The sequence below is a fragment of the Curvibacter sp. AEP1-3 genome (genome assembly GCF_002163715.1).
Classification (GTDB): domain Bacteria; phylum Pseudomonadota; class Gammaproteobacteria; order Burkholderiales; family Burkholderiaceae_C; genus Allorhodoferax.
On sequence record NZ_CP015698.1, the window covers coordinates 4,138,600 to 4,164,294 of the forward strand.

Genomic DNA, 25,695 nt, shown 5'->3' on the forward strand with positions numbered 1-25,695 from the left:
AGGTTCAATACGATGGAACAAGTCCAGACAGCCCTGTGGGTCGTAGCCCTGTTGGTGGCGCTCGCGCTGATGTTCGACTTCATGAATGGTTTTCATGATGCAGCGAACTCGATTGCGACCGTAGTGTCCACCGGGGTACTCAAGCCCGGTCAGGCGGTGATTTTTGCCGCCTTCTTCAACTTCATAGCCATTTTCATTTTCCACCTGAGCGTCGCGGCCACCGTGGGCAAAGGCATTGTGCAGCCCGGCGTCGTGGACACCCATGTGGTGTTCGGTGCGTTGGTAGGCGCCATTACCTGGAACGTGATTACCTGGTACTACGGTATTCCCAGCAGCTCTTCCCACGCGCTGATTGGTGGCATTGTCGGCGCGGTGATTGCCAAGGCTGGAGCAGGGGCCTTGATCTCCGCCGGCATTATGAAAACGGTAGCGTTCATCTTTGTGTCGCCACTATTGGGCTTCACTTTGGGCTCCATGATGATGGTGGCAGTCGCCTGGATTTTCCGGCGCGCACGGCCTTCGCGCATCGATAAATGGTTCCGGCGTTTGCAGCTATTGAGCGCAGGTGCTTACAGTCTGGGTCATGGCGGTAACGACGCGCAAAAGACTATCGGCATCATCTGGATGATGCTGATTGCGACGGGGTATGTTTCCGCCAGCGACGCTGCGCCACCCACCTGGACCATTGTGTCTTGCTACATAGCGATTGGAGCCGGCACCATGTTTGGTGGCTGGCGGATTGTGCGCACTATGGGTCAGAAAATCACCAAGCTAAAGCCAGTGGGCGGCTTCTGTGCGGAAACCGGCGGCGCCATGACACTGTTCCTTGCCACTGCTTTGGGTATACCGGTATCTACCACCCACACTATTACCGGCGCTATCGTCGGGGTAGGCTCCACCCAACGCGCCAGTGCAGTGCGCTGGGGCGTTGCTGGAAACATTGTGTGGGCCTGGGTGTTGACCATCCCGGCTGCGGCTTTTGTCGCGGCAATCGCTTACTGGGTCAGTCTGCAGATTTTTTGATCAACGCGCCCGTGTCGGGCGCTTTGTCTTCTTGCATCTGGTACTCAAAAGTGCGTTGAATGCTGAAGGCGAGGGTCGCCATCAAGATGGTGGTGCCCAAGCCCAGAGCGACGATCAAGCCACCCACGGTGAGCCAATTGGTTCCGCCTTGGGGGCTATCGGGTTGCTCCGGGTTGTACCGGGCGTTCCACTTTTCAAGACTCATGAGTCCGAAAATCAAGGCGTTCAGCGCGCAAGCCGCGAGCATGAAGCCCAGCAGAGGGATCAACGCCCAGCTCAGCTGATCGTCTACCCCCAGATTGCGGGCCCGCAGTACGCCATAGGTGCCCAAAATTGTAGGTATGGGTGATAACTTGGCAATCCAGTCGTAGCGCCCGAGGTAGAGCCGATGCAAGCCCAAGGCCCCCAGCGACAGCGTGAGCCAGATAGCGACAGTTTTGTTTTTCATGCGACAGGATCCACTGGCGGGGTGGATGAGCCGGCTCCAATGGTTTTTTCCATCAACACGATGTCCAGCCAGCGATCGAACTTCCAGCCACAGGCTGAAATCACGCCCACTTTGTCATAGCCGCAGCTGGTGTGTACACCAATCGAGCCAGCGTTGGCGGAGTCGCCGATAACCGCAATCAACTTGCGAACTCCACAGCGCTCTGCTTGCGACATCAGTTCAATGAGCAAGAGTTTTCCAAGTCCCTTACCGTGTGCGTTCGGAGCGAGGTAAATGGAGTCTTCCGCGGAAAAGCGGTAAGCGGGCCGTGGCTTGAACCAATTGCAATAGGCGAAACCTATGACCCCTCCGTCTACTTCTGCCACCAGGTAGGGCAGTCCTTTGGAAAGGACGTCGGCCCGTCGTCCCTGCATGTCACTTTCGCTGGGCGGCGTGGTCTCAAAAGTACCGGTGCCTGTCAGCACATGGTGTGCATAAATGGCAGTAACAGCGCTGATATCGGATTCGGTACTGGGTCGGATTTTGGTCATGAATGAGAAAACGGTATAATGGAGGGCTATTCAGAGTGTCACTGGCCGGGTGGTCAGTTGCGTGTCTCAAACTTTGAATCGAACTTTGAATACTTAGGCTGAATTCTCTCAGCTGCCCAAAGGATAAATCATGGTCGTCATTCGACTCGCTCGTGGTGGTGCAAAAGCCCGCCCGTTTTTCAATATTGTTGTTGCTGACAAGCGCACCCGTCGCGACGGCCGCTTCATCGAGCGTATCGGGTTCTACAACCCTATCGCCAAGGAAAACGAAGAAAGCATCCGTATTGCGCAAGACCGCTTGACCTACTGGAAGGGCGTTGGCGCACAGGCATCTCCTACCGTGGAACGCCTGATCAACCAAGCCGCCAAAAAAGCTGCTTAATGGTTTAGCCGGCGTGCGGCGAATGCGCCCGTACGCCGGTTGATATTCCCACCCATGCTCACAGGACTCGAAGTCGCCGAATTGCCGGCAGACGCCATCGAAGTCGGTCGCATTGCGGACGCTTGGGGTATCAAGGGCTGGTTCAAAGTCCTGCCCTACAGTGCCAATCCTGAAGCACTCTTTTCTGCACGTCAGTGGTATCTGCTGCCCACTGAAAAAGGTACCAAGCCTTTTTCCGGCACAGCGCTGATGGCCATCAAAGAATCCAAAGTCCATTCTGATTCGGTGGTTGCCTGCGCGGCCGGCATTGATGACAGGAATGGGGCCGAAGCCCTCAAAGGCTCCCGCATCTTCATCTCTCGCGCGACATTTCCCAAAGCTGCCGCAGATGAGTTTTATTGGGTCGATCTCATCGGTCTGCAAGTCGTCAATCGCGAAGCCCAAGCGCTCGGCATCGTCCGTGAGTTGATGTCAACCGGCCCGCAAACTGTCTTGGTCATTGAGGCCATGCAGGATGACAAACCGGTCGAACGGATGATCCCCTTCGTCTCTGCTTATGTGGACGACGTTAGCCTGACCGACAAGACCATCCACGTGGACTGGCAACTCGACTATTGAGGCGCCTGCAGTGCGCTTCGACATCATCACGCTTTTCCCTGAGCTGTTTGGGCCCTTGCTGACAGCAGGCATCACACGCCGGGCGTACGAGAGTGCCTTGGTAGATGTGCATCTTCACAATCCCCGCGATTTTGCGTCTGGCAATTACCGTAGGGTTGATGACCGGCCTTTCGGCGGAGGTCCTGGTATGGTGATGATGGCTGAGCCTCTGGAGGCTGCGCTTTTGGCGATCCGGGCTCAGCGTCAGGATACTGTTCCTGTCGTGTTGTTCTCGCCCATCGGGGCACCGCTACACCATGGCGCAGTCGAGCAATGGTCCCGCAGTGCGGGCGCGATTTTGCTGTGTGGCCGCTACGAGGGTATTGATCAGCGCTTCATCGATAAGTATGTGGATCAGCAGATCAGCCTGGGTGACTTTGTGTTGTCCGGTGGAGAAATCGCGGCCATGGCACTCCTGGATGCAGTGGCGCGCTTGCAGCCCGGTGTATTGTCAGACGCTGATAGCCATCACCAGGACAGTTTCAATCCCGCACTCGATGGTCTGTTGGATTGCCCGCATTACACCCGTCCGGAAGAGTGGTCAGGCGTGCCTGTGCCGCCCGTGCTGATGTCCGGACATCATGCGCGGATTGAAGAATGGCGGCGTGCCCAGCGTTTGCAACTGACGGCTTTGCACCGGCCTGACATCCTCGACAAAGCGAGAGCCCAGGGCCACATTACCGCTGCTGAAGAACGTCTTTTGCATCCTAAAGATTGAACTTGCTATAATAGTGGGCTAACCGATCCTCTGCCCGGCCAGATAACAAGCCTCAAGGCTCTGATATTGGCGCCAATTCCGGTGCCGGCGCGAGCAAGATCACGAAGGAAACTATGAGCAACATCATCCAAGCGCTCGAGCAGGAAGAAATCGCCCGCCTCGGCAAAACAATCCCTGAATTCGCACCCGGTGACACCGTCATCGTGAGCGTGAATGTGGTTGAAGGTAACCGTAAGCGCGTGCAGGCTTACGAAGGCGTGGTTATCGCCAAGCGTAACCGTGGCCTGAACAGCGGCTTCATCGTGCGCAAGATCTCCAGCGGCGAAGGCGTGGAACGTACATTCCAAACCTACTCCCCTCTGATCGCCAGCATCGAAGTCAAGCGTCGTGGTGACGTGCGCCGTGCCAAGCTGTACTACCTCCGTGACCGTAGCGGCAAGTCTGCTCGTATCAAGGAAAAGCTGCCAGCAAAGAAGACTGCAGCGTAATCTGCCGCAAGCTCTTCGTGAAAGCCGCCCCGGTGACAAGCTGTGGCGGCTTTTTTCATGGGATTCCAAATTGACCACCAAGTCCACCCGAACCCTGCCGGCTTTTGATCCACTCCAAGTCCCCGTGGTAGGCGTGGACAGCCATCTCACCGCAGTCCCCCCTGCCGACTTGGCAGCGGACGCTTTGCGCCAGCGCTTCAGGCTGCCCCCGGTGTGGTCTCCCGAGCTCAGGACGGAGCACAAGTTTTCTGAGCGGGAGCCCTCGCACGCATCGGTTCTGATTCCGATTGTTTTGCGGGATCAGCCCATGGTGTTGCTCACACAGCGTACTGCTCACCTGTCCAGCCATTCGGGGCAAATTGCGTTTCCTGGTGGCAAGGCGGATGCTACCGATGTGGACGCAGTTGCCACTGCGCTGCGCGAAGCGCAAGAAGAGGTGGGCTTGCCCCCCTCATCGGTCGAAGTGCTGGGGAGTCTGCCGCACTACACCACGGGTAGCGCATTTATCGTGACACCGGTCGTTGCGCTGGTGGAGCCTTCTATCCAACTGACGCCCAATCCAGACGAAGTGGCTCATGTGTTTGAGGTGCCTTTGGGCTTTTTGATGAACCCGGCCAATCACCGCCGCCACCGTGTGGAGTGGGAGGGTGCGAGCCGGGAGTGGTACTCCATGCCGTATAGCGAACAGGGGATCGAGTGGTTTATCTGGGGCGCCACGGCGGGCATTTTGCGCAACTTCTACCAGTTTCTACGTGCCTGAGCCGGTGCATCGCTGGGTATGATAGTTCCATGAGCTTTATCTCCATCTTGCTGGCGCTGTTGCTGGAACAGGCCAAGCCCCTGCCGCAGATCAATCCGGTACACAACACGGTACGTAACTGGGTGCGTTGGGTGCTGCGCAATTTCGATGCAGGTGCCAAGCCGCATGCCTGGTTGGCCTGGTCTTTGGCAGCCTTGGGGCCTGCGCTGCTGGTACTGGCGGTGCATTGGCTGTTGCTCTGGCAATTGGGCTGGATTGCTGCTGCGGTGTGGAATGTGATGATTCTTTACGCCACCCTTGGCTTCCGGCAGTTCAGCCACCATTTCACTCAGATTCGCGATGCTTTACTGGCGGGCGACGAGGTCGCTGCCCGTGCAGCGCTGGCCCGTTGGAAGCGCATGGACGCCAGCGAACTGCCCCGTAGTGAAATTGTCCGGCATGTGATTGAGCACTCTGTCTTGAGTGCCCACCGACATGTGTTCGGCGTTTTTGTCTGGTATTCCATCCTCGCAGCCTTGGGTTTGGGCCCTGCCGGCGCAGTGTTCTATCGCGTTACCGAATACTTGGCCGTGTTTGCCAAACGCCCAGTTAAGCCTGAGCTGCCACCGGTAAGCGACGCCGTGCGAGAGCGGGCCTTGCGTGCATGGGAAGCCATTGACTGGCTTCCGGCCCGTGTTACCGCCCTGAGTTTTGCCTTTGTTGGAAGTTTTGAGGATGCGGTCGACAGCTGGCGTCGCCATGAGGCCGTGCATCCCTTGGACAACGATGGCGTGGTATTGGCTGCCACAGCGGGTGCTGTGAATGTCCGCCTCGGCGAGGAAATGGACAGCAGCGCTCTCACACCCGAGCCCGCGCACTTGCGTGCGGTAGTGGGCCTTGTCTGGCGCACTGTCGTGATGTGGATGGTGTTTCTGGCACTGCTTTCGACGGCGCGCCTGATAGGCTAGATACAGTCAAGCTCAGACCGGCACTTATTCCGGGCTAGTACCGGCTCTGAGATAACTCTGCAAATAAATCGCTATAAATTTTGTAGCGATTCGCGCTGATTCCACCGGCGCCAGGGGCCTCTTTCATTTGATTCAATACACCGCAGCCGGGTTCATGCAGATGGCTGCAGTTGTAAAACTTGCAGTCGCCCGCGTGGGCCTTGATGTCTGGCATGAGGCCGGCCAGATGCATGGGGTCAATGTGATTGAGTCCGAACTCCTGGAAGCCCGGCGAGTCAATCACCGCCGTGGTTTTGGCCTCGTCCACCCAATACAGACTGGTGCTGGTAGTCGTGTGTTTGCCCGAGTTCAGGGCGGTCGAAATTTCATTGGTCAACACGTCAGCATGCGGCAGCAGACGGTTGATCAGCGTGCTTTTTCCGGAGCCTGAGGGGCCGAGCACCAGCGTGGTTTTGCCTTGCATGAGCTCCAGCAACAGCGCCAGTTCGGTCGCAGGCGCACCCTCCGCCTTGGGCTTGAGTGCCAAGGGCAGCAGGGTGTAGCCCATGTCGCGGTAGATTCCCAGCCGGTCCCATGCGCGTCCGAAGGGTTCTGCCAGATCGCTCTTGTTCAAGGCGATGATGGGCCGGATTCGCTCGGCCTCTGCGGCAATCAAGGCCCGTGACAGCTGGCTCTCAGAAAACTCGGGTTCTGCAGCAATCAGGATCAGCACCTGGTCGAGGTTCGCGGCAAATGACTTGGTGCGGATTTCGTCCTGCCGGTAAAACAGGTTACGCCGGGGCAGCACCTTCTCTATGGTGCCTTCATCCTGCGTGGCTTTCCAGAGCACCTGGTCGCCTACCACCGTCACGCTTTTCTTCCCGCGCGGGTGGCAGATCAGGCGCCGGCCATCGGGTGTTTCGACCCACACATGGCGGCCGTGTCCTGCCACGACCAAGCCCGGTTCAAGCAGGTGCTGATTCAAAGGGCGGTACTCATGTGCTGGCACCTGTAATGCTGGCGGGTGCGCTGATGAGTGCATCTATCAGGGCGGCGCATTCAAAGTCAGACCGCGATACGCCCTGCACGTCATGGGTGTTGAAGCGTACGCTGCAGCTGCTGTAAGTGAGCAACAGTTCGGGGTGATGATCCTGCTGCTCCGCGATGTACGCAATCGCGTTCACAAAAGCCATGGTCTTGAGAAAGTTCTCGAAGCGATAGGTCTTTTCTATGGCGACATCCGCGCCGTCACCGTAGAGCTTCCAGCCCTCGGTTTTGGCGAGGCTTGCAATGATTTGTGTAGCTGTTAGCGCAGTTCTGACGGGTCCTGAAGGCATATTTTTGTCAATTCAAGCAGTGGCAATGACGGGTGTGGCTGCAGGCATGCGGGCCAGCCGCTCCGGTGCCGGTGGGTGTGAATAGTAAAACTTCACGTACACCGGATCGGGGGTGAGGGTAGACGCATTGTCCTTGTAAAGCTTGAGCAGCGCGGATGACAGCGCCGCACCGTTGGCGTGGGCCACGGCGTACGCATCCGCTTCGAATTCATGCTTGCGGGAGAGCTGGGCAAACAAAGGGCCGGTGAAGCTGCCTGCCAGCGGCAGGACCATCATGAACAAGAGCAGTGCCAGCGCATCGTTGCTACCTGCCATGTTTGGGCCTACCCCCAGACCGGTGTAAAACCAAGCCTGCTGGCTGACCCAGCCCAGCAGCGCAAACGCCAGCAGGCTGAGGCCGAACAGGGACACCATGCGTTTGGCAATGTGGCCGTGTTTGAAGTGCCCGAGCTCATGGGCCAGCACAGCATCCACTTCGTCCGGGTTCAACTGCGCCAGCAAGGTGTCATAAAACACCACACGCTTGGAGGCACCGAAGCCGGTGAAGTACGCGTTGGCGTGGGCACTGCGTTTGCTGCCGTCCATCACATAAAACCCCTTGGAGGTGAAGCCGCAGCGGGCCATCAGGGCGGATACGCGTTCTTTCAAGGTAGCGTCTTCCAGGGGCTTGAACTGGTTGAACAGCGGTGCAATCCAGGTGGGGTATACCAGCATCATCAACAGACTGAAACCCATCCAGAGGCTCCAGGTCCACAGCCACCACAGACTGCCGGTGGCACCCATAACCCACAAGGCCAAAGCCGCCAGAGGCAGACCGATGAGCGCGCTGAAAAACAGGCCTTTGACCGCATCGACCAGCCAGAGTTTGGCGGTCATGCGGTTGAATCCGAAACGCTGCTCCAGCACAAAGGTGCGATACAAAGAAAAGGGCAAGTCGATCACCGAGCCGATGACGGAAAAGCCCACCAACAAGGCCAGTTGTTGCGGCAGGGCGCTGCTGAATCGACCGTCGAACCATGCCAGCAAGGTCTGGTTCAGCGCGTGCAAGCCGCCCAACAGGGTCCAGCCCATCAGTACGGCAGTGCCCCATGCCAGCTCCAGCAGCCCCAAGCGTGCCTGCGCGATGGTGTAGTCCGCAGCTTTCTGATGGTCTGCCAGTGCGATGTGCTTGGCGAATGCCGCAGGCACTGAGTCGCGGTGGCGGGCTACATGGCGCACCTGCCTAGTGGCCAGCCAGAATTTCAGCATCACGCTGGCGACCAGCGTGATGGCGAAAAAGATGGTCATCCACAGGGACGGCGAGAATTCAAACGGGGTGTCTTGCATGGCGGCAGAGTTTAGGTCATCAGCGACAATGGCGGCATGGCTGAATCAAACTCCCCCATTGCGCCCGTGCTCATCAAATCCGATAAAAACCTGGTCTGGTTGGACTGCGAAATGACAGGACTGGAGCCGGAGACCGACCGTTTGTTGGAAATCGCCGTCATCGTGACCGACCCGCACCTTGGTCAGCGGGTCGAAGGCCCGGTGTTCGTCATTCATCAGTCCGATGCCCAGCTCGACAAAATGGATGCTTGGAACAAGGGCACCCACGGGAAGAGTGGCCTGATCGACAAGGTCAAGGCTTCTACAGTTACAGAAGCCGAAGCAGAGGCTGCCCTGATTGCCTTCCTGACCCCCTATGTGCCCGCTGGCGCTTCACCCATGTGCGGCAACACTATCGGCCAGGACCGTCGTTTTCTCGTCAAGTACATGCCCAAGCTGGAGGCTTTTTTCCACTACCGTAACCTGGATGTGAGCACCCTCAAGGAGCTGGCAAAGCGTTGGAAGCCCGAGGTCGCTGATTCATTCAAAAAGCAGCAGAAACACACGGCCTTGGCCGATGTGAATGAGTCCATCGAAGAGTTAGCACACTACCGTGAGCACTTTTTGAAATTAAATTAGGTAGAAACCCGAATTCGTGCCATAATCGAGGGCTTCGCAGGTAACGCCACGTTGGCGGCTTGCGAGATTTGTACATCTCCCTTCATTCACCGGGCACGCTTTTCAAAAGCGATATACGCCCCCAGCACTGAAACACACCCCTTTGCGGGTCAGAGCAGGTTCCGTTTGATGGTTGATGTTTTTTAACCATTGACGGAGCAGCCGCACAACCTGCAGCGCTTTCGTGTGAGAAAAAATATGACTGACGCTTTTGAAGTGACAGGCGAATTCGCGCCTGCCGAAAACCTTTCCGTTTCCGCAACTTCTGTGGAATCCAACGTGCCTGCTGAGGCTGTGGAAGCCGCCGCTCCCGAAGCCCCCAACGGTTTCGTGGAACTGGGTCTGGCACCCGCTTTGGTGCAAGCCTGTAAAGACCTGGGCTACACACAACCTACCACCGTGCAGCAAAAGGCTATCCCTCTGGCAATGGCTGGTGTGGGATCCGAGAAGGCCGGCAAGTTTGTCGACCTGATGGTGTCCAGCCAGACAGGTTCCGGCAAGACTGCCGCATTCTTGTTGCCCGTGTTGCACACCTTGTTGACCCAGCAAGCCGAAGCTGAAGAAGCTGAGCGCGCTGAGTACGAACAAGCCTGCGCTGATGCAGCCGCCAAAGGCGAGCCCGCTCCCAAGCGTGCCAAGCGCAAGGACCCCACCAACCCCCGCAATTTCAAGGCACCTACTCCTGGCGCCCTGATTGTTTGCCCCACACGCGAACTGGCCCAGCAAGTGGCGCACGACGCGATTGACCTGGTGCAGCACTGCCGTGGCCTGCGCGTCGCCAACATCGTGGGCGGCATGCCTTACCAGTTGCAAATCGCCAAGCTGCAAAACGCCAATCTCGTGGTGGCCACTCCCGGCCGTTTGCTGGATCTGCAACGCTCCATGCAAATCAAGCTGGACCAAGTTCAGTTCCTGGTGGTGGACGAAGCCGACCGCATGTTGGACCTGGGCTTTGCCGATGACCTGGCTGAAATCAACCAGCTCACCATCGACCGCAAGCAGACCATGATGTTCAGCGCGACCTTCGCACCACGCATCCAGCAACTGGCTGCCCGTGTGATGCGCGAACCCCAGCGCGTGACCATCGACAGCCCCCAGGAAAAGCACGCCAACATCAAGCAAGTGCTGTTCTGGGCTGACAACGCCCAACACAAGCGCAAGCTGCTGGACCACTGGCTGCGTGACACCACCATCAACCAGGCGGTTGTGTTTGCCAGCACTCAGATCGAGTGCGATGGTTTGGCCAACGACTTGCAGCAAGACGGCTTCTCCGCTGTGGCCCTGCACGGCGCCCTGAGCCAAGGCCTGCGTAACCGTCGCCTGATGGCCTTGCGCCAAGGTCAGGTCCAGATTCTGGTGGCTACCGATGTGGCAGCCCGCGGTATCGACGTGCCCACCATCACTCACGTGTTCAACTTCGGTTTGCCCATGAAGGCTGAGGACTACACCCACCGTATCGGACGTACCGGTCGTGCAGGCCGTGATGGTCTGGCAGTGACATTCGCCGAGTTCCGCGACCGTCGCAAGATTTTTGACATCGAGGCTTACAGCCGCCAGCCCATCAAGCCAGAGACTATTCCCGGCCTGGAACCCCAGCAGCGCGCTCCTGAGTCCCGCCCCAGCTTCGGTGGTCGTGGCCGCGGTGGCGACTTCCAGCCTCGCGAACGCAAATTCGGCGGCCCACGTGAAGGCGGCTTCGGCGGTGGTCAGCGTGATGGCGCTCCCCGTGAAGGTTATGGCGCAGTGCGCGGTTTCGGCGGACGCCCTGAAGGCGGCGGCAACCGTGGTTTCGGTGAAAACTCCCGTGACTTCGGTGGCGCTTCCCGCGAAGGCTTCAGCTACGAGCGCAAGGGCGGCTTCAACGACCGCTTTGCCGGCCAGGGCGCTCCCCGTGGCGATGCGCCCCGCGGTGATGCACGTCCTCCCCGTGGTGACTTCCAACCCCGTGGCGATTTCGGCGCCCCTCGCGGTGACTTCGGTGCACCGCGTGGCGACTTCGCAGCGCGCAAGCCGGCCTTCGGCAAGCCCGCAGGTTTTGCCAAGCCCGGTAACGGCGGCAAGGTCTTTGTCCCCCGTGATGCCAAGAAGCGTCCCGCACGCAACTTCGACTAATTTGCCAAACGGCAGATAACAAAAAGCCCCGCGGCGCGAGCCCTAGCCGTTGGCTTAAAGTGTTGATGGCCAAGGCTCGGCCTTAGGGCTAATTCTCAAGCCGCATCTCATCCCTGAGGTGCGGTTTTCTTATTGGTGCTTGTTAGCCGTGACGCTTTAGAACTTCTTCTAGGGCGAAGCTCCCCGAAGAGTTGATGCCGCTCAGCAGGGCTTCTTCCCGTGCGCTCAGACCGGGAACCTCCCTGGCGCCCTTGCGGGTTAGGTCAAAAACAACCGGAAGATGGTCGCTTTCTGCCAGCCAGTCTGCCTTATCTCCGATTTCTACGTCTTGTACCGTCCACAGGGGGCCAGCAAAGCCATAGTCAATGTGATACGGCTTCAAAGGATTGCGGTGCAGAAAGAAGGTAGGACGAGTCTCCTTGCCTTGCACCTCCGAGAAATGCCGGTGGTAGCAGCTCTCCAACCCAAGTTCCGCCAGCTCGCGCACAACGTCAGAGTGGTTCCACCATCGGTCCCATTCGTCCCAGATGGTGTTGCTATTGAGGTCGCCTATGAGCAGCGATTGCGGCTCAGCCAGGAAGGACCTGTGAGCCTGCAGAAACTTCCACAGCTGACCGATGTATCCGAAGTTCGGGGAGTTGGCCTGCTTGGTCCAGGTCGCTAGCAGTGGCACATCCGCTACCAAGCAAGGGAGAAACAGCTCCAACGGGGCTATCTGCAGGGGGACTGCCTTAAGCGAGAGCCCCGGGCTGGCGAAGACTCCCAGCCCCTTGTTCTTGTTCGCCCCTGTCCAAAGATGATTCGCGCCCCACGTCTTGTAAGTGTCGTCCTTTGTCTGGTCGGGGTCCTCGCACTCCTGGACCACGTAGACGTCTGCTTTTAGAGCCGCCAGCGGCTGCCACTTCTTCCGAAGTGCTCCATTGCAGTTCCACGTGACAACGCGTAAGTCTCCGCTAGTCAAAGGAGCCTCGCATCTTAAGGCACTTCAATCTATCGAGCATCCGCAGTCCCTCTTTGGTTTGTCTTGTTTCAGCGCAGTTTAGCCGCCAACGTAGCTATACCTCTTCAGGAATTCCAAAAGAACTTCCCATCCCGAAATTCGGGGCGAACCCCAGCTTTCTAGCTGGATTGCTGCCCCGCAAGGGGCGTTAATTTGGAGACAAGATGGCAGAACCAATGCCGATGTATCACGCTGAGCGTAGTGTCGCGACCGAGGTATTTGTCCGGCTGACACGTCAAGCACGCGTCTATCACGTACTTGATAAAGATGCCCTTAAGGTCGCGTTTTATGACGCGAGGAAAGAAAAGGACAAAAGAGCTTTGCTCTCACTACTTCGAGAGGTCGAGGAAGAAATTGGGCGTACCACACCCTTTCTAGACACCTCCGAGGAAGGAAAACTTGCGGATGCTAGTTATCGTAAAAGCCTACAAGCCTGGAAACGTAGACTTGACCGACTTATCCGGTAATCGAGAACCTCATTTCAGGCCACTGCTTAAACTGCGGTGGCCTTTCTGTTTAAAGTTTGCGCCTACAACCGTACCCCCGCTAGCTGCAAACTCGACTCGTCTGGCAATTGAGTCATTCCAAGAGTTCTTTGTGCCGTAGAGATATTCTCCAATCGTCTCTTTGAGGGGAGATGCCTCACTTAACCTAGAGTGCTGCAATGCAAGTGTGTGGTCGGATTCTTGGATTACTGCTTCTAGGATTTGGTCCTCAAACTCCTCAAACACAGACGCTGTGCATGTATTCGACAGGGGTACTTCAACGCCCCATCGATGTCCCGACAGCGAGTAATACTGGACTCCCTTTAGTGTTAGCACTACAAGCTCGTCATCGCCGCGTTTTATCAAATCGTCTCTTTCCTCCTCAGGCACCCCAAATTCTGTTATCTCTTGAATGTCCGCCTCAGTCAGCAAATTTGTCTTCAGCTCAGCCATCCCCGTTCTCCTTCTTCTTGTCGTTGTTCGCCGGCTCTGCCCCTACCTTCACACCTAGGCGCTTTGCTTCTTTCAAGACGAGGTGTGCAACCATGGCGCTAGCCGTCTTGTTACTTCGCGCAGCAATCTCCGCCAACGCTTGGCGTGTGCCGTCTTCTATCCGCATCGAAAAGTACTTGTCTTTTTGGGCCATGTAAGAACTCATTCTACCATAGTGGCGAATCTATGTCACGACAAATGTAGTGACAAAAGGCTAAATGGGACTGCTACACATAGTTTCAACTACTGGAGCGTCCATGAGTCCTCAAAGAGAACATCCGATAATTTCTGTACTCACAAAGGGTATCTGCTTGGAGCTTCACGAAGTCAGAAACCAAGGGCTTATCAGGGCAGCCTTGATACTTCTCTACAGCGGGATGGACCAAGTTAGTTACTTAGCGATGAAGCCCGGAACAAAAGACTCGAGCAGAAAGGTTTTTGCAGATTGGGTCGAAAAATACGTGGTCTTGCAAGGAGCAACTGTAGTAACCGGCATGGAGCTATACGCGGCTCGGTGTGCTATGTTGCACAAGTACGGAACTGAAGCAAAACTTCACGTGGACGGCGAAGTCACTCGACAAATTGCGATTTGCGCAGGTGGGCCTAAGACTGTCTACTTTGACCCCGTTAATCCAGCTTTGATTTGCATTGAAGTCAATTATCTAATTGACGCTTTTTTGGACGGGGTCATGCAATTTACAAGGGACCTGGAAGGGTCCGACCAAGCGTACCGGAACCTTGTAAACGAAAGACTCCATCAAATGATGGATGTATTCACAAGAACTGAGCCTTAAGCAAAGTTTCGTTGGAAGTACAGAATGTCCTCTAGCGCTATAGGCGCCTTTGCCAGTCCCAGCCGCATGGCCGGCGTTTGCTTATCGTCTCCCGGCTTGCAGTAGTTGTAGAAAACCCTAAATATCTCCAACGCTTTAGCCAGATTCTCCGGGTTGTAGGCGCTGTATCCATACCAAGTGCGGCCTTCAGAGCTGGCGGTGTGGATGGACCGCTCTGCAAGCGATAGCCGTCGTCGGGCCTGCATGAAGAACCGGTCGACGGCATGCAGACTGGCCTTCAGGTACAGCCGGGCTTGATGGTCTTCTTCGTAGTCGCCCATATCAGTGAGCCAGCAGACCTTTTTAGCGGGTTCACTCATGTTAGGCATAGGGTGGTTCACCCAGAGGTCCTTGTAGACACCCATCTCTACGGGGTTGGCCATCTCTATCTTCATCATCAGCAGTCGAAGGTGCTCGTCTTCCACTCCGGGATACGCTGCGGCGATGTCTCGCATCCGTGCCTTTGCCCTGGCAACCGCGGCCTCTTTCTGGTTAACGGTTGCCTCCTTCATGACAGACACAAACCAAGCGTCGGCGGTTCGCTGCTTCACGCGCTCGGCAAAGGCGCCTAAGAAAGCCGCGCGCATGCCGCTGTCCTGGTCCATGTAACAGCGCACCTTCTCCGCGTTCTGCAGCAAGGTAGCAAGCAGGTGGAAGTGGCCGTGCAAGGTGTATTGGTCCTTGATTTGCACGCCTTTGCTTGGGAGGGTCGTTTCTGTACTAGCGTCTTCTGCTTCGATATCTTCCCGAGCCTGGGCGTCCTCGTAGTGTGCGTGGATGTCTTCCTCTAGGCCTTCCTCGAAGGCCGCGGACTTGTAGCGCTTGGACTTGGACTTTCGAAGCTTGGAGTCCTCTACAGCGGCTTCGTAGTCAGACGACAGCCAGACCCGGGCAAACTTCCGGTAGGCTTCGTACTCCCCTAAATCGCCATTCAAGGTAGCTTCCGCCTCTACCTTGTTCGCGTCCATCGCAGCGTCAAAGTTCACGTTAAAGCCGAAGACATAACCCGAGGTCAGGTCCGCACTGGCTACCGCGGTCAAGGCGACGTTACGCCGGTCCTTGCGAGTCGACCAATTGACGTTGTGCACCTGGCGGTCCAGCGCAATGTACATGGAGGGCAGCGCCATCCCCTGCACCAGTTGTTGCTCTCGCTTTCCTGCGAAAGCCATGCATTGGCGGTGAATGAGGGCTATCTTGCCGTAGACGCTTTTAGGGTCCAGCCCCGTTACCTCGGAGATACGCTTGAGCGGCATCTTGTTCATGAGGAGCGCGAACACCTCCCGATTCTTGTGAGGCTTTCGTTGGCGGGCATGTGGGGCGGCTGCGCCCGCAAAGGTCTTACGGCAGGCGTTACAGCGCCAGCGAGGGGTTCCTGATGGCGTTTTGCCATTGCGCACGTAGAAGCCCGGCGTCTCTACCGGAACCTTACGGCTGGTGCAGACATCGTTCGGGCAGCAGGTCTGCTTGGCATCGAAGATATGCGCGGACAGCCGGCCTAATTCCTGGGCGATGGCCTCGTTACTGCGCAATGGATTCTTGCTGCCACACATTCCACACACCATGCGCGCGTTATCCCGATTGCTGCTGGCCCGGATGTAGTCGCCAGCTTGAGAACTTGTTCCTTTGGGCCTACGAACGCGATTGAGCGTCTCTTGGACTCCAAAAGCCGCGCATTTGATGTTTTTGCAGAAGTTGACCTGGACCCCCGAGAAGGGCTCGGGGAAGCGGTAACCTGCCGGAGAAATCTTCGACAAGAAAAAGCCCTCTAAACCGTTGCGGTTCAGAGGGCATCTTAGGTAATCAAGCCAAAATCGTCAACACTTTAAGCCACCGGCTAGGCGCGAGCCGGCGGGGCTTTTTTACGTCGGCACTTGGCGTTGTGCAGACCGGTGATGGTGGTGTGTCAGGACATGCCGTTACGGCTGGCCAGTTCCACAAACAAGCCGGCGTGGTCCAGTTCGGACAGGCCGTGCTCGATGCCTTCGGCATATAACTTTTCAAACAAGGTAGTAATCGGCGCATCAAAGCCCACCTCAGAGGCCGTGGCCAAGGCGTTACGCAGGTCCTTGATTTGCACGGTCATGCGGGCGCGGGGTGCAAAGTCGCGATCTACCATGCGCTGGCCGTGGACCTGCAGGATGCGGCTGTCCGCAAAACCGCCGGTGATGGCTTCTTTCACCTTGCCCATATTGGCACCGCCGCGTTCACACAGAAGCAGGGCTTCGGCCACGATGCCGATGGTGGCGCCCACGATCATCTGGTTGGCCAGCTTGGTAAGTTGGCCGGAGCCGATGGGCCCCACATGGGTGGGGCGGCCGAAGATTTTGAGCACCGGCATGGCGCGCTCGAAGTTGGTGGCCTTGCCACCGGCCATGATGGCCAGCGTACCTTGCTCTGCCCCCAGCGTGCCGCCGGAGACAGGTGCATCCAGATAGTCCACACCGCGCTCGCTCAGGCGGGCGGCATGGTCGCGGGCTTCTACGGGTTTGATGGAAGACATGTCCACCAGCAGTGTCCCCTGTTTGATGGCGTCTGCCGCGCCCAATTCAAACAACACGTGGCTGACGATGCCGCCGTGGTCCAGCATGGTGATGACCATGTCGGCCTCAGCGACGGCATGGGCGGCTGTGGGGTGAACGATGGCGCCGAATGCGATGAGGCGTTCCGCTTTGGCGGGGGTACGGTTCCAGACGTGGACAGTGTGGCCGGCTTCACAAAGGCGGCGCCCCATGGGAAACCCCATGAGACCGATGCCGAGAAGTGCTATTTTCATGGTGTCAGTGTGCTCCTGCACCTGAGAATAGCGCCGCCCCGTGAGGGGGGGAGAGGGTTTGTACCGTGAAGGCTGTCGAGGTGCTGACAGCCTTCACCGCAGCGGCTTACATCAGCAGATGTTCGCCCGCGTTGTCGCCGCCCAGGGTCACGTAGTTCACCTTGCGGATGTCCATGAGTTTCTTGCCACCGGCATAGCTGATGGAGCTTTGCACGTCCTGCTCCATTTCAATCAGCGTATCGGCCAGCTTGCCCTTGATGGGTTCCAGGATGCGCTTGCCTTCAACGTGCTTGTATTCGCCCTTGTTGAAGTCGCTGGCCGAGCCGTAGTACTCCTTGAACATGGCGCCATCGACTTCCACCGTTTTGCCGGGCGACTCTTCGTGGCCAGCAAACAGGGAGCCGATCATGACCATGCTGGCGCCGAAGCGGATGCTCTTGGCAATGTCACCATGGCTGCGGATGCCACCGTCGGCAATGATGGGCTTGGTGGCTACACGGGCACACCACTTGAGCGCGCTGAGCTGCCAGCCGCCGGTGCCGAAACCTGTCTTGAGCTTGGTGATGCAGACCTTGCCCGGGCCCACGCCGACCTTGGTGGCGTCCGCACCCCAGTTTTCCAGGTCAATCACCGCTTCGGGGGTGGCTACGTTGCCGGCAATCACAAAGCTGCCGGGCAGGTGTTTCTTGAGGTAGATGATCATGTCGCGCACGCTGTCGGCATGGCCGTGGGCGATGTCGATGGTGATGTACTCGGGTGTCAGGCCCAGGGCGACCAGTTGGTCCACCGTGGCGTAGTCCGGCTTCTTCACACCCAGCGAAATGGAGGCAAACAGGTCCTTGGCGTGCATCTCCTGCACAAACTTCACGTTGTCCAGATCAAAGCGGTGCATCACGTAAAAGTAGCCATTGCGCGCCAGCCATTCGCAGATGGACTCGTCCACCACGGTTTTCATGTTGGCGGGTACTACCGGCAGGCGGAATTTGCGGCTGCCCAGCTCGACGCCGGCATCGCATTCAGAACGGCTCTCCACCCGGCATTTGCGGGGCAGCAAGAGGATGTTGTCGTAGTCAAAAATTTCCATGGTTCCCAAGCTCCTATCCAAAGTTTCAATACAAAACACTGAGCACTTGGACTGGCACCGGCCATAAAAAAACCGGGTGCCAATTGCTTGGGCCCGGTGCTTGATTGTAGAAAGGTTGCGGCCGGCGCGGTATATGAATTTGCTTATGGCCGCCAAAATGTGGCGCACAAGGGAATCGTGTATGCCGCGGGTGTGGGCTCGCCGCCTTTCTACAATCACCCCATGCATTCTTTCGCCGCCGCTGGCTCCACTCCCCCCCTGTTACACAACCTGAACCCGGAGCAGCTGGCCGCTGTGACCCTGCCTGCCGAGCACGCGCTCATTCTGGCGGGGGCAGGTTCTGGCAAAACGCGGGTGCTTACCACCCGCATCGCTTGGCTCTTGCAGAACGGCTATGTCTCACCCGGCGGCATCTTGGCGGTCACCTTTACCAACAAGGCGGCCAAGGAAATGATGACGCGTCTCTCCGCCATGTTGCCGGTGAACGTGCGGGGCATGTGGATTGGCACCTTTCACGGCCTGTGCAACCGCTTCCTGCGTGCGCATTACAAAAATGCCGGCTTGCCACAGGCCTTCCAGATCCTGGATACGCAAGACCAGCTCAGCGCCATCAAGCGCCTGTGCAAGCAATACAAGATTGACGATGAGCGTTTTCCGCCCAAGCAGATGGCCTGGTTCATCGGCAACTGCAAGGAAGAGGGGCTGCGCCCCAAAGACGTGGTGGCCAGTGACCCGGACACCCGCAAGAAAATCGAGATTTACCAGCTCTACGAAGACCAGTGCCAGCGCGAAGGCGTGGTGGACTTTGGCGAGCTGATGCTGCGCAGTTACGAACTGCTGCGCGACAACGCGCCCATCCGCGAGCACTACCAGCGGCGCTTTCGCCACATCCTGATCGACGAGTTTCAAGACACCAACAAGCTGCAATACGCCTGGATCAAGATGATTGCCGGTGTGGGGCAGGGCGGCAGTGATGCGGGTGCTGGCTCGGTGCTGGCGGTGGGCGATGACGACCAGAGCATTTACGCCTTCCGCGGTGCGCGGGTGGGCAACATGACGGACTTTGTGCGCGAGTTCGCGGTGCGCCAGCAGATCAAGCTGGAGCAAAACTACCGCAGCTACAGCAACATTCTGGACAGCGCCAACGCGCTCATCAGCCACAACAGCCGCCGCTTGGGCAAAAACCTGCGCACCGAGCAGGGCGCCGGCGAGCCGGTACGGGTGTACGAGGCGCCCAGCGACTTTGCCGAGGCGCAGTGGATGGTGGATGAGATGAAACAGCTCATCCGCGACGATGTGCCGCGCTCCGAGATTGCCGTGCTCTACCGCAGCAACGCGCAAAGCCGCGTGATTGAAACCGGGCTGTTCAACGCCGGCATTCCTTACCGCGTGTATGGCGGCCTGCGATTCTTCGAGCGGGCTGAAATCAAGCACGCGCTGGCGTATCTGCGCCTCTTGGAGAACCCCAACGACGACACCAGCTTTTTGCGGGTGGTCAACTTTCCGGCGCGCGGCATCGGTGCGCGCAGCATCGAGCAGTTGCAAGACCTGGCCAAGGCAACGGGCTGCTCGCTGCACGACGCAGTGAGCACGCTGACCGGCCGCCCCGGCGCCGTGATTGCCGGCTTTGTGGCCAAGCTCGATGTCATGCGCGAGCAGACTGCCGACCTGAACCTCAAAGACATCATCAAGCTGATGCTGGAGCACAGCGGCCTGCTGGAGCACTACCGCAACGAGCGCGAAGGCGAAGACCGCGTCGAGAACTTGGACGAATTGGTCAACGCCGCCGAGAGCTTTGTGATGCAAGAGGGCTTCGGCCGCGAAGCCCCCGGCATGGCGCCGCTGGTCAGCAGCCCCGAGGCCTTGCTGAGCCAGAGCCCTGCCAGCCAGGGTTTGAGTGGCGAGGCCTTGATGACCGGCACGGATGCAGCACCCGATGAATTCGGCGACACCGGCGAAACCCTCTCTCCCTTGCAAGCCTTCCTGACCCACGCCGCGCTGGAAGCGGGCGACAACATGGCCGCTGCAGGGCAGGACGCCATCCAGCTCATGACCGTGCACTCCAGCAAGGGCCTGGAGTTCGACTGCGTGTTCATCACCGGCATGGAAGAGGGCTTGTTTCCCCACGAAAACTCCATGAGCGACCATGACGGGCTGGAAGAAGAGCGCCGCTTGGCCTACGTGGCCATCACCCGCGCGCGCAAGCGCCTGTATCTCAGCCACTCGCAGACGCGCATGCTGCACGGGCAGACGCGCTACAACCTCAAGAGCCGCTTCTTTGACGAGCTGCCCGAGGAATGCCTGAAGTACCTCACCCCCAAGCAGCAGGCGATGCCCGCAGGTGGTGGCATGGGCGGCGGTTTTGGCGGAGGAAGCTATGGCGGCGGGTCCGGCAACAGCTGGGGTGGCGGAGGATATGCTACGAATTCAGGAGCAGTTCGCGCATATTCCACGGGCGCTGGAAGCACATTTGGCGCGTATTCCGCCCCGCAGAAGGAAGTGGTGCGCAAAGAGGAGCCCACCGGCCTGCGCAAGGGGCAAAAAGTGTTTCATGCCAAATTCGGCGAGGGCATGGTGCTCACCCTGGAAGGTGCGGGTGACGATGCACGCGCACAGATCAACTTCCCCCGCCACGGCACCAAGTGGCTGGCGCTGAGCGTGGCCAAGCTCACGCCGGTACCTTGACTTTTTGGAGACCCCGATGAGCCTGGACATTGCGAACACCCCACCGGCGCCGTACTACGCCGTCATCTTCACCAGCCTGCGTACCGCCGTCGATGAGGGCTATGGCGACATGGCCGAAAAGATGGTGGCGCTCGCCGCGCAGCAGCCCGGTTTTCTGGGCGTAGAGTCCGCGCGCGACGGGCTGGGTATCACCGTGTCGTACTGGAAAGATCTCGAGTCCATCCGCGCCTGGAAGGCCCATGCCGAGCACCAGGTCGCGCAGCAGTTGGGCCACGAAAAATGGTACGCAGCCTTCAAGACTCGCATTGCCAAAGTCGAGCGGGACTACGCGCTCTGATAGCGCTCGCCCACGCGCTGACCTAGCCCCATGACTGACCCCGCAGGCGCAGCCGCTTCGTCCCGCCCCTCTCTGCAGGTGGTGGCGGGCCGCTACCAGGTGCTGCGCAAAATCGGCAGCGGCGGCATGGGCGCGGTGTATCTGGCCAAGCAGATCGGTGTGGGCAACCAGGTCGCCCTCAAGTTCTTGCCGGCGCACCTGTCCGACGATGCCCAACTGCGCCGCCGCTTTGAGCGCGAAGCGGCCCTCAGCCTGGAGGTGCGCCACCCCGGCGCAGCCCAATTGCTGGACTCGGGTGTGGACAGCGACGGGCAGCTGTATCTGGCCTTTGAGTATGTGGAGGGTGAAGACCTCTCGGCCTTGCTGGACCGCGAAGGCGCGCTGTCGTTTGAAGACGCTACTGCCTTGACCTGCAAGGTGGCCGAAGTGCTGGCCTTTGCTCATGCCAAGGGCGTGGTGCATCGCGACATCAAGCCCGAGAACATCCGGGTGCGGCGCGACCTGGCGGGTCTGCATGTGAAGGTGCTGGATTTCGGCATTGCGAGGCTGGTGGACGAGGTGGGCACCAAGCTCACCATCGAGGGCGGTGTGGCTGGCACCCCGCGCTACATGGCGCCGGAGCAGATCGCGGCCGGCACCATCGATGCGCGCACCGACATTTATGCCCTGGGGCTGGTGCTGTTTGAGGCAGTCACCGGGCGCGAAGCTTTCACCCGCGAGACTACTTCGCAACTCATGTGGGCACAACTCAACGACCCGGTGCCCGCCGTGGTGGAGGTGCAGCCCCTGCGCGACTACCCCGAGCTGGACGCCGTGATCGCGCAGGCCTGTGCCAAAGAGCCTTCAGAACGCTTTGCAAGTGCGCAAGCCTTGGTGGAAGCACTCAAAGCCCTGCAAGTGCCGCAGTGGTGGGGTGTGCCTGTGCCGGTGGTGCGGCGCGCCCGCGCCAACCCAACGCTGTCGGGTGGCCTGAACGGCGGCACACCCGGAGGTGCCTCGCAGCGCGACCCGGTACAACTGCCCCGGCCCGGCCGCAAAACCTTTTTGCAAATCCGTGCCAGCGCATGGGTTGCCATGGCGGTGGGAGGGCTGGCGCTTGCGTTGGCGGGGGCTGCCTTGTGGGTGGCTCTGGACCAGCGCAAATCTGCAATGCCTGCCAAAGGGCAGCGCCTGCCGGATGGCAGCATGGCCCTGCCACCCGGACTGGCCGCCAGCACGCCCACCGTGACCCGGCCGGTTCCAGAGCCGCCGGATGCAGTGCCTGCAGCCACCCGGCCCGTCGTGCCCGCCAAGGGCGGTGCCTCGGCCCCGCCGGCCCCGGCTGCCCCGCCTGTGACCTTGCAGATGCCCGCACAGCCTGCAACCCCGGCCTCTGGCAAGGGGGCCGCTGTGCTGCCCGCCAAGCCTGCTACCGCAGCAGCGGCAGAAGGCGAGGTGCCCGAATGTTCCCAGCTCGCCATCTACGACACGCCCATGACGCGCATGCCGGTACCCGAGCTGGAGCGGCGCGCGGCAGCCATGAAATACATGTCGCCGTCCATGATGGCCAACCAGCTCAAGACGCTCAAAGCCACGGTGGAAACCTTTCACCCCGACCAGCGTGAGTGCACCTACCGCGCCATGTTGATCCGTGTGGTGCTGAATGAAAAAGTGGTGCTCGCCTCCAGCCCGACTTTGTGGGGCCACAGTCGCGATGTGCCCGAGTTGGAGCGCCTGTTTCTGGAACAGCCCTTGCGCAACGATTGGACTGCCGCTCAGCGTAAGGACGTGCTGCGGCAGGTGGAAACCATCTTCATCGCCAATCTGCAAAAAGATGCGCCGGGCGACGATGTGTACTGGCGCCGCATGTATTACGGCATCTTGGTGGCGTGCGAACTCACCGATGAAGCCCGCGCCAAGGTGGGCGCCCCACGCATTGGCGAGAACAACTGCCTGAAGATCAAGCCTGCGGGGACTTGAGTTCTGCCGGTATGAGGCGAAATATGCCTCTGGCGCCCGTGGAATGTGCGCTAGCAGCTATCAAAAAAATAGCGGACTGCGTTGCCGCAGTCCGCTAGCTCAGGCTCCCTTGGAACCGTTGACTATCAGGTACCGATCACGCCGCCGTCGGCCTTGCGGATCACTACGGTGGCAGAGCGTGGGCGTCCGTTGGCCTTTTTCTCGGGCCAGTTAGACACGGCGCGCGGGTTCTTGGGGTCGCTCACTTCGTTGGCAGGCTCACCGGGGTGCTGGATGTTGACGAACATGGTCTTGCCGTCCGGTGTGCCGGTAGCGCCGGTGATTTCGCAACCGGCAGGTCCCACCAGGAAGCGGCGGGCTTCGCCAGTGCGCACGTCGGCGGCCAGCATCATGTTGTTGCCGAAGTTCTTCAAGTCACCCTTGCCCATGGCGGAGGTGGACATATCGCACTGGATCCACAGCACGCCGCGGCCATCGACCCACAAACCATCCGGGCAGGAGAACATGTCGCCCTTGATGTTGCCCTTGGCATCGGCGCGTTCCAGGGATGGGTCGCCTGCCATGATGAAGTGGTTCCAGGCGAACGTGGTGCCAGCGAAGTCGCCGTCTTCCTTCCAGCGGATGATGTTGCCTTGGGTGTTGTTCACGCGGGGGTTGGCAGCATCGACGCCGGGTTGCTTGTCAGCACCGCGGTTGCTGTTGTTGGTCAGAGTGGTGTAGACCCAGCCTTGCTTGTCCACAGCGATCCATTCGGGGCGGTCCATCTTGGTAGCGCCCAAAAGGTCGCTGGCTTGGCGCGCCTTGATCAGCACTTCGCCCTGGTCGGCAAAGCCGTTGGCAGCTGTCAACGGGCCTTGGCCGTGGGTCAAAGCAATCCACTGGCCCTTGCCGTCTGCATTGAACTTGGCCACGTACAAGGTGCCGTGGTCGAGCAGGGTGGCGTTGGCAGCAGCGCCGCCGGGTTTGATGGCGTCGCGGCTGACGAACTTGTAGATGTACTCAAAGCGGGAGTCTTCACCCATGTACACCACAGCACGGTTGTCCTTGGTGACAGCTACGGTGGCGCCTTCGTGGGCTGCGCGGCCCATAGCAGTGCGCTTCATGGGGGTGGAGCTGGGGTTGTAGGGGTCGATTTCCACGATCCAGCCGAAGCGGTTGGGTTCGTTGGGAGTCTTGGTGGCATCAAAGCGGGCGTCGTGCTGGTGCCAGTTGTAGCCGCCGCCACCTTTCTTCAGACCCCAGCGCTTGTCGTGTTCAGTGAGGCTGTCGCCGCCGCTGAAATAGTTGATGAAGTTTTCTTCCGAGGTGAGGTAAGTGCCCCAAGGCGTGATGCCGCTGGCGCAGTTGTTGATGGTGCCCAGCACCACACGACCGGAGGGGTCTGCCGCTGTCTTGAGCATGGCGTGACCGGCTGCAGGGCCGCTGAGTTCCATGCGGGTGTTGGCGGTGATACGGCGTGCCCAGGGAGAGGGCTTGACCACTTCCCACTTGCCGCCTTTTTCTTCCACTTCAAAAATCGACACGCCATGGGCGGCCTGGGACTTGCGCACTTTTTCCAGGTTCCAGTTGTCGGTGCCGTCGGTGAACAGCAGGCCGTGATCCACATACTCGTGGTTCATGGCCAGCAGGCCGCTCTTGGAGCCTTCCTGTGCGAAGTAATGGATACCGTCGTGGTTCATGCCGAACTGGGTTTCCTGATGGGCAGCGGTATTGCTGGCATCGTCCTTGAACGCAGTGTTTTCGCCGGACATACCCACGGGGTCACCCCAGGGCGCAATCACTTGCACGGTGTAGCCTTCAGGAACGGAGACGGTGTCGGCGGTAGACACAGCCACGCTCTTGAAGCCGAGCAACGCACCGCCGGCCATGCCGGTAGTCGCGCATCCGGTCAGTGCTGCAGCACCGCCGATGGCGCTCAAAGGCGCGAAGAAGCTGCCTGCCAAAGCGCCCAAACCACCGCGCAGGATGGTGCGGCGTGCGGGGTCAGACACTTCGTGAATGCTGGGGTTGGAAGAGCGGTTGCTGTCTTCCATCAAGGAAAAATCTTTTGCCATGGTGCTTGCTCAGTAAATGGAGAAAACGGCTCTGCCGGGCGGCAGGTTGCAGGCAGGTTTGTATCTGTTGGATGTGACAGTAGAGTGACAAACCCTTGACCGGCAACGTTGGCAGGAATCCGGTAATCTGCCTTCACCCTTGAAGGAGACCTTGATGAAAACAGTCTTGTTGGTTCTGGCCCTGAGCCTTGCTGCCCCGTTGTATGCCGCCGATACCCCGACCATCACAGCGCCCACCGTGAGCGAGCGCATGGCCACGGCCCGGGAAGCCATTGCCCGCAAAGGCTGGAGCCGAGCGCAATACGACCTGAAGCTGGTGCTGCGCGATGAGCCGGGCAATGCTGATGCCCACAATCTTCTGGCCTATACTTTCCGCAAGCAAGACAAGCCTGATCTTGCGCAAGCGTTTGAGCACTACAAGACGGCTCTCAAGCTCAATCCCCAGCACAAAGGGGCGCACGAGTACATCGGTGAGGCGTATCTCATGGACCGCAAGCCCGAGCTGGCGGAGCAGCATCTGGCGAGTTTGGAAAAAATCTGCGGCAACCGCCAGTGCGAGGAATACCAGGACCTTTCCAAGGCCTTGGCCGCTTACCGCAATGCCAACCCCTGATCGGGCAGGCTGAGGG

General features: G+C 59.0%; 27 protein-coding genes. 15 read left to right on the forward strand and 12 right to left on the reverse strand.

Annotated elements, in window-relative coordinates:
- The first annotated feature begins 12 nt into the window (after positions 1 to 12).
- Positions 13 to 1,023, forward strand: coding sequence for an inorganic phosphate transporter (locus AEP_RS19370; protein WP_087496907.1), 1,011 nt, complete (start codon positions 13 to 15; stop codon positions 1,021 to 1,023).
- On the opposite strand, the gene AEP_RS19375 is transcribed toward AEP_RS19370, so the two are convergent.
- Positions 1,004 to 1,471, reverse strand: coding sequence for an NINE protein (locus tag AEP_RS19375; RefSeq protein ID WP_087496908.1), 468 nt, complete (start codon positions 1,469 to 1,471; stop codon positions 1,004 to 1,006). The two genes, AEP_RS19370 and AEP_RS19375, sit on opposite strands and share 20 nt — an antisense overlap.
- Positions 1,468 to 2,001, reverse strand: coding sequence for a GNAT family N-acetyltransferase (locus AEP_RS19380; RefSeq protein WP_087496909.1), 534 nt, complete (start codon positions 1,999 to 2,001; stop codon positions 1,468 to 1,470). Before AEP_RS19380 ends, AEP_RS19375 begins: the two co-directional genes overlap by 4 nt.
- Positions 2,002 to 2,131: 130 nt before the next feature.
- Between AEP_RS19380 and rpsP the strand changes: the two genes are divergently transcribed.
- The 6 genes from rpsP to AEP_RS19410 all read left to right on the forward strand — a co-directional run bounded on the left by rpsP (position 2,132) and on the right by AEP_RS19410 (position 5,953).
- Positions 2,132 to 2,383: a 30S ribosomal protein S16 gene (rpsP, locus tag AEP_RS19385; RefSeq protein ID WP_087496910.1), complete on the forward strand. Its 252-nt coding sequence runs from the start codon at positions 2,132 to 2,134 to the stop codon at positions 2,381 to 2,383.
- 54 nt (positions 2,384 to 2,437) lie between these two features.
- A complete protein-coding gene (gene rimM / locus AEP_RS19390; protein WP_087496911.1) occupies positions 2,438 to 3,001 on the forward strand; it encodes a ribosome maturation factor RimM in 564 nt (187 codons plus the stop codon).
- A gap of 10 nt (positions 3,002 to 3,011) precedes the next feature.
- Complete coding sequence (gene trmD, locus AEP_RS19395) at positions 3,012 to 3,758, forward strand: tRNA (guanosine(37)-N1)-methyltransferase TrmD (protein ID WP_087496912.1); 747 nt, start codon at positions 3,012 to 3,014, stop codon at positions 3,756 to 3,758.
- Positions 3,759 to 3,871: 113 nt separating this feature from the next.
- A complete protein-coding gene (gene rplS, locus AEP_RS19400) occupies positions 3,872 to 4,246 on the forward strand; it encodes a 50S ribosomal protein L19 (RefSeq protein WP_087496913.1) in 375 nt (124 codons plus the stop codon).
- A 70-nt stretch (positions 4,247 to 4,316) separates the two neighbouring features.
- Entirely contained in the window at positions 4,317 to 5,006 is a 690-nt protein-coding gene (locus AEP_RS19405; RefSeq protein ID WP_087496914.1) for a CoA pyrophosphatase, read from the forward strand.
- A gap of 29 nt (positions 5,007 to 5,035) precedes the next feature.
- Positions 5,036 to 5,953 (forward strand): cobalamin biosynthesis protein, encoded by a 918-nt coding sequence (locus AEP_RS19410; RefSeq protein ID WP_087496915.1) that lies wholly within the window; start codon positions 5,036 to 5,038, stop codon positions 5,951 to 5,953.
- 34 nt (positions 5,954 to 5,987) lie between these two features.
- Here AEP_RS19410 and rsgA read toward each other — a convergent pair whose 3' ends face one another.
- The 3 genes from rsgA to AEP_RS19425 are packed head-to-tail and all read right to left on the reverse strand — an operon-like array spanning position 5,988 to position 8,595.
- Complete coding sequence (gene rsgA / locus AEP_RS19415; protein WP_232459880.1) at positions 5,988 to 6,917, reverse strand: ribosome small subunit-dependent GTPase A; 930 nt, start codon at positions 6,915 to 6,917, stop codon at positions 5,988 to 5,990.
- Positions 6,918 to 6,927: 10 nt separating this feature from the next.
- Positions 6,928 to 7,269, reverse strand: a complete 342-nt coding sequence (locus AEP_RS19420) for a 4a-hydroxytetrahydrobiopterin dehydratase (protein ID WP_087496917.1) — start codon at positions 7,267 to 7,269, stop codon at positions 6,928 to 6,930.
- A gap of 12 nt (positions 7,270 to 7,281) precedes the next feature.
- Positions 7,282 to 8,595 carry a M48 family metallopeptidase gene (locus AEP_RS19425; RefSeq protein WP_198301864.1) on the reverse strand — a complete coding sequence of 438 codons (1,314 nt, stop codon included), beginning with the start codon at positions 8,593 to 8,595 and terminating at the stop codon, positions 7,282 to 7,284.
- Positions 8,596 to 8,631: 36 nt separating this feature from the next.
- Here AEP_RS19425 and orn point away from each other — a divergent pair, with 36 nt between their 5' ends.
- Together orn and AEP_RS19435 are read left to right on the forward strand one after the other, a co-directional pair.
- A complete protein-coding gene (gene orn, locus AEP_RS19430; RefSeq protein ID WP_087496919.1) occupies positions 8,632 to 9,213 on the forward strand; it encodes an oligoribonuclease in 582 nt (193 codons plus the stop codon).
- Positions 9,214 to 9,450: 237 nt separating this feature from the next.
- Positions 9,451 to 11,364, forward strand: coding sequence for a DEAD/DEAH box helicase (locus AEP_RS19435; protein ID WP_087496920.1), 1,914 nt, complete (start codon positions 9,451 to 9,453; stop codon positions 11,362 to 11,364).
- Positions 11,365 to 11,506: 142 nt separating this feature from the next.
- Here the strand turns inward: AEP_RS19435 and AEP_RS20905 are convergent, their stop codons facing one another.
- On the reverse strand, positions 11,507 to 12,037 hold the full coding sequence (locus AEP_RS20905) for a hypothetical protein (RefSeq protein WP_198301865.1): 531 nt from the start codon (positions 12,035 to 12,037) through the stop codon (positions 11,507 to 11,509).
- A 491-nt stretch (positions 12,038 to 12,528) separates the two neighbouring features.
- On the opposite strand from AEP_RS20905, the gene AEP_RS19445 reads away from it, so the two are divergent.
- Positions 12,529 to 12,831, forward strand: a complete 303-nt coding sequence (locus AEP_RS19445) for a hypothetical protein (protein WP_087496921.1) — start codon at positions 12,529 to 12,531, stop codon at positions 12,829 to 12,831.
- A 9-nt stretch (positions 12,832 to 12,840) separates the two neighbouring features.
- Here AEP_RS19445 and AEP_RS19450 read toward each other — a convergent pair whose 3' ends face one another.
- On the reverse strand, positions 12,841 to 13,302 hold the full coding sequence (locus AEP_RS19450; RefSeq protein ID WP_087496922.1) for a hypothetical protein: 462 nt from the start codon (positions 13,300 to 13,302) through the stop codon (positions 12,841 to 12,843).
- Positions 13,295 to 13,495, reverse strand: coding sequence for a hypothetical protein (locus tag AEP_RS19455; protein WP_087496923.1), 201 nt, complete (start codon positions 13,493 to 13,495; stop codon positions 13,295 to 13,297). The genes AEP_RS19450 and AEP_RS19455 overlap by 8 nt, the downstream gene beginning before the upstream one ends.
- Positions 13,496 to 13,559: 64 nt before the next feature.
- On the opposite strand from AEP_RS19455, the gene AEP_RS19460 reads away from it, so the two are divergent.
- Entirely contained in the window at positions 13,560 to 14,135 is a 576-nt protein-coding gene (locus AEP_RS19460; protein ID WP_157673233.1) for a hypothetical protein, read from the forward strand.
- Here the strand turns inward: AEP_RS19460 and AEP_RS19465 are convergent.
- From AEP_RS19465 to AEP_RS19475, 3 genes are all read right to left on the reverse strand, one after another.
- On the reverse strand, positions 14,132 to 15,928 hold the full coding sequence (locus tag AEP_RS19465) for an IS1/IS1595 family N-terminal zinc-binding domain-containing protein (RefSeq protein ID WP_157673234.1): 1,797 nt from the start codon (positions 15,926 to 15,928) through the stop codon (positions 14,132 to 14,134). The genes AEP_RS19460 and AEP_RS19465 overlap by 4 nt on opposite strands.
- 149 nt (positions 15,929 to 16,077) lie before the next feature.
- Entirely contained in the window at positions 16,078 to 16,947 is an 870-nt protein-coding gene (locus tag AEP_RS19470; RefSeq protein WP_087496926.1) for an NAD(P)-dependent oxidoreductase, read from the reverse strand.
- A 106-nt stretch (positions 16,948 to 17,053) separates the two neighbouring features.
- Positions 17,054 to 18,031 carry a GMP reductase gene (locus tag AEP_RS19475; protein ID WP_087496927.1) on the reverse strand — a complete coding sequence of 326 codons (978 nt, stop codon included), beginning with the start codon at positions 18,029 to 18,031 and terminating at the stop codon, positions 17,054 to 17,056.
- Between the two features lie 222 nt (positions 18,032 to 18,253).
- Between AEP_RS19475 and AEP_RS19480 the strand changes: the two genes are divergently transcribed.
- Genes AEP_RS19480 through AEP_RS19490 form a run of 3 tightly spaced genes read left to right on the forward strand, consistent with a single transcriptional unit; the run spans position 18,254 to position 23,012 of the window.
- The gene (locus AEP_RS19480) at positions 18,254 to 20,716 is read left to right on the forward strand and encodes a UvrD-helicase domain-containing protein (RefSeq protein ID WP_087497439.1); all 2,463 of its coding nucleotides are present in this window, start codon (positions 18,254 to 18,256) and stop codon (positions 20,714 to 20,716) included.
- A 22-nt stretch (positions 20,717 to 20,738) separates the two neighbouring features.
- A complete protein-coding gene (locus AEP_RS19485) occupies positions 20,739 to 21,053 on the forward strand; it encodes an antibiotic biosynthesis monooxygenase family protein (protein ID WP_430962578.1) in 315 nt (104 codons plus the stop codon).
- 30 nt (positions 21,054 to 21,083) lie between these two features.
- A complete protein-coding gene (locus AEP_RS19490; protein ID WP_087496929.1) occupies positions 21,084 to 23,012 on the forward strand; it encodes a serine/threonine protein kinase in 1,929 nt (642 codons plus the stop codon).
- 125 nt (positions 23,013 to 23,137) lie between these two features.
- Here the strand turns inward: AEP_RS19490 and AEP_RS19495 are convergent, their stop codons facing one another.
- Positions 23,138 to 25,066, reverse strand: coding sequence for a PhoX family protein (locus AEP_RS19495; RefSeq protein WP_087496930.1), 1,929 nt, complete (start codon positions 25,064 to 25,066; stop codon positions 23,138 to 23,140).
- Between the two features lie 154 nt (positions 25,067 to 25,220).
- Here AEP_RS19495 and AEP_RS19500 point away from each other — a divergent pair, with 154 nt between their 5' ends.
- Positions 25,221 to 25,679 (forward strand): tetratricopeptide repeat protein, encoded by a 459-nt coding sequence (locus AEP_RS19500; protein ID WP_087496931.1) that lies wholly within the window; start codon positions 25,221 to 25,223, stop codon positions 25,677 to 25,679.
- Positions 25,680 to 25,695: the final 16 nt, after the last annotated feature.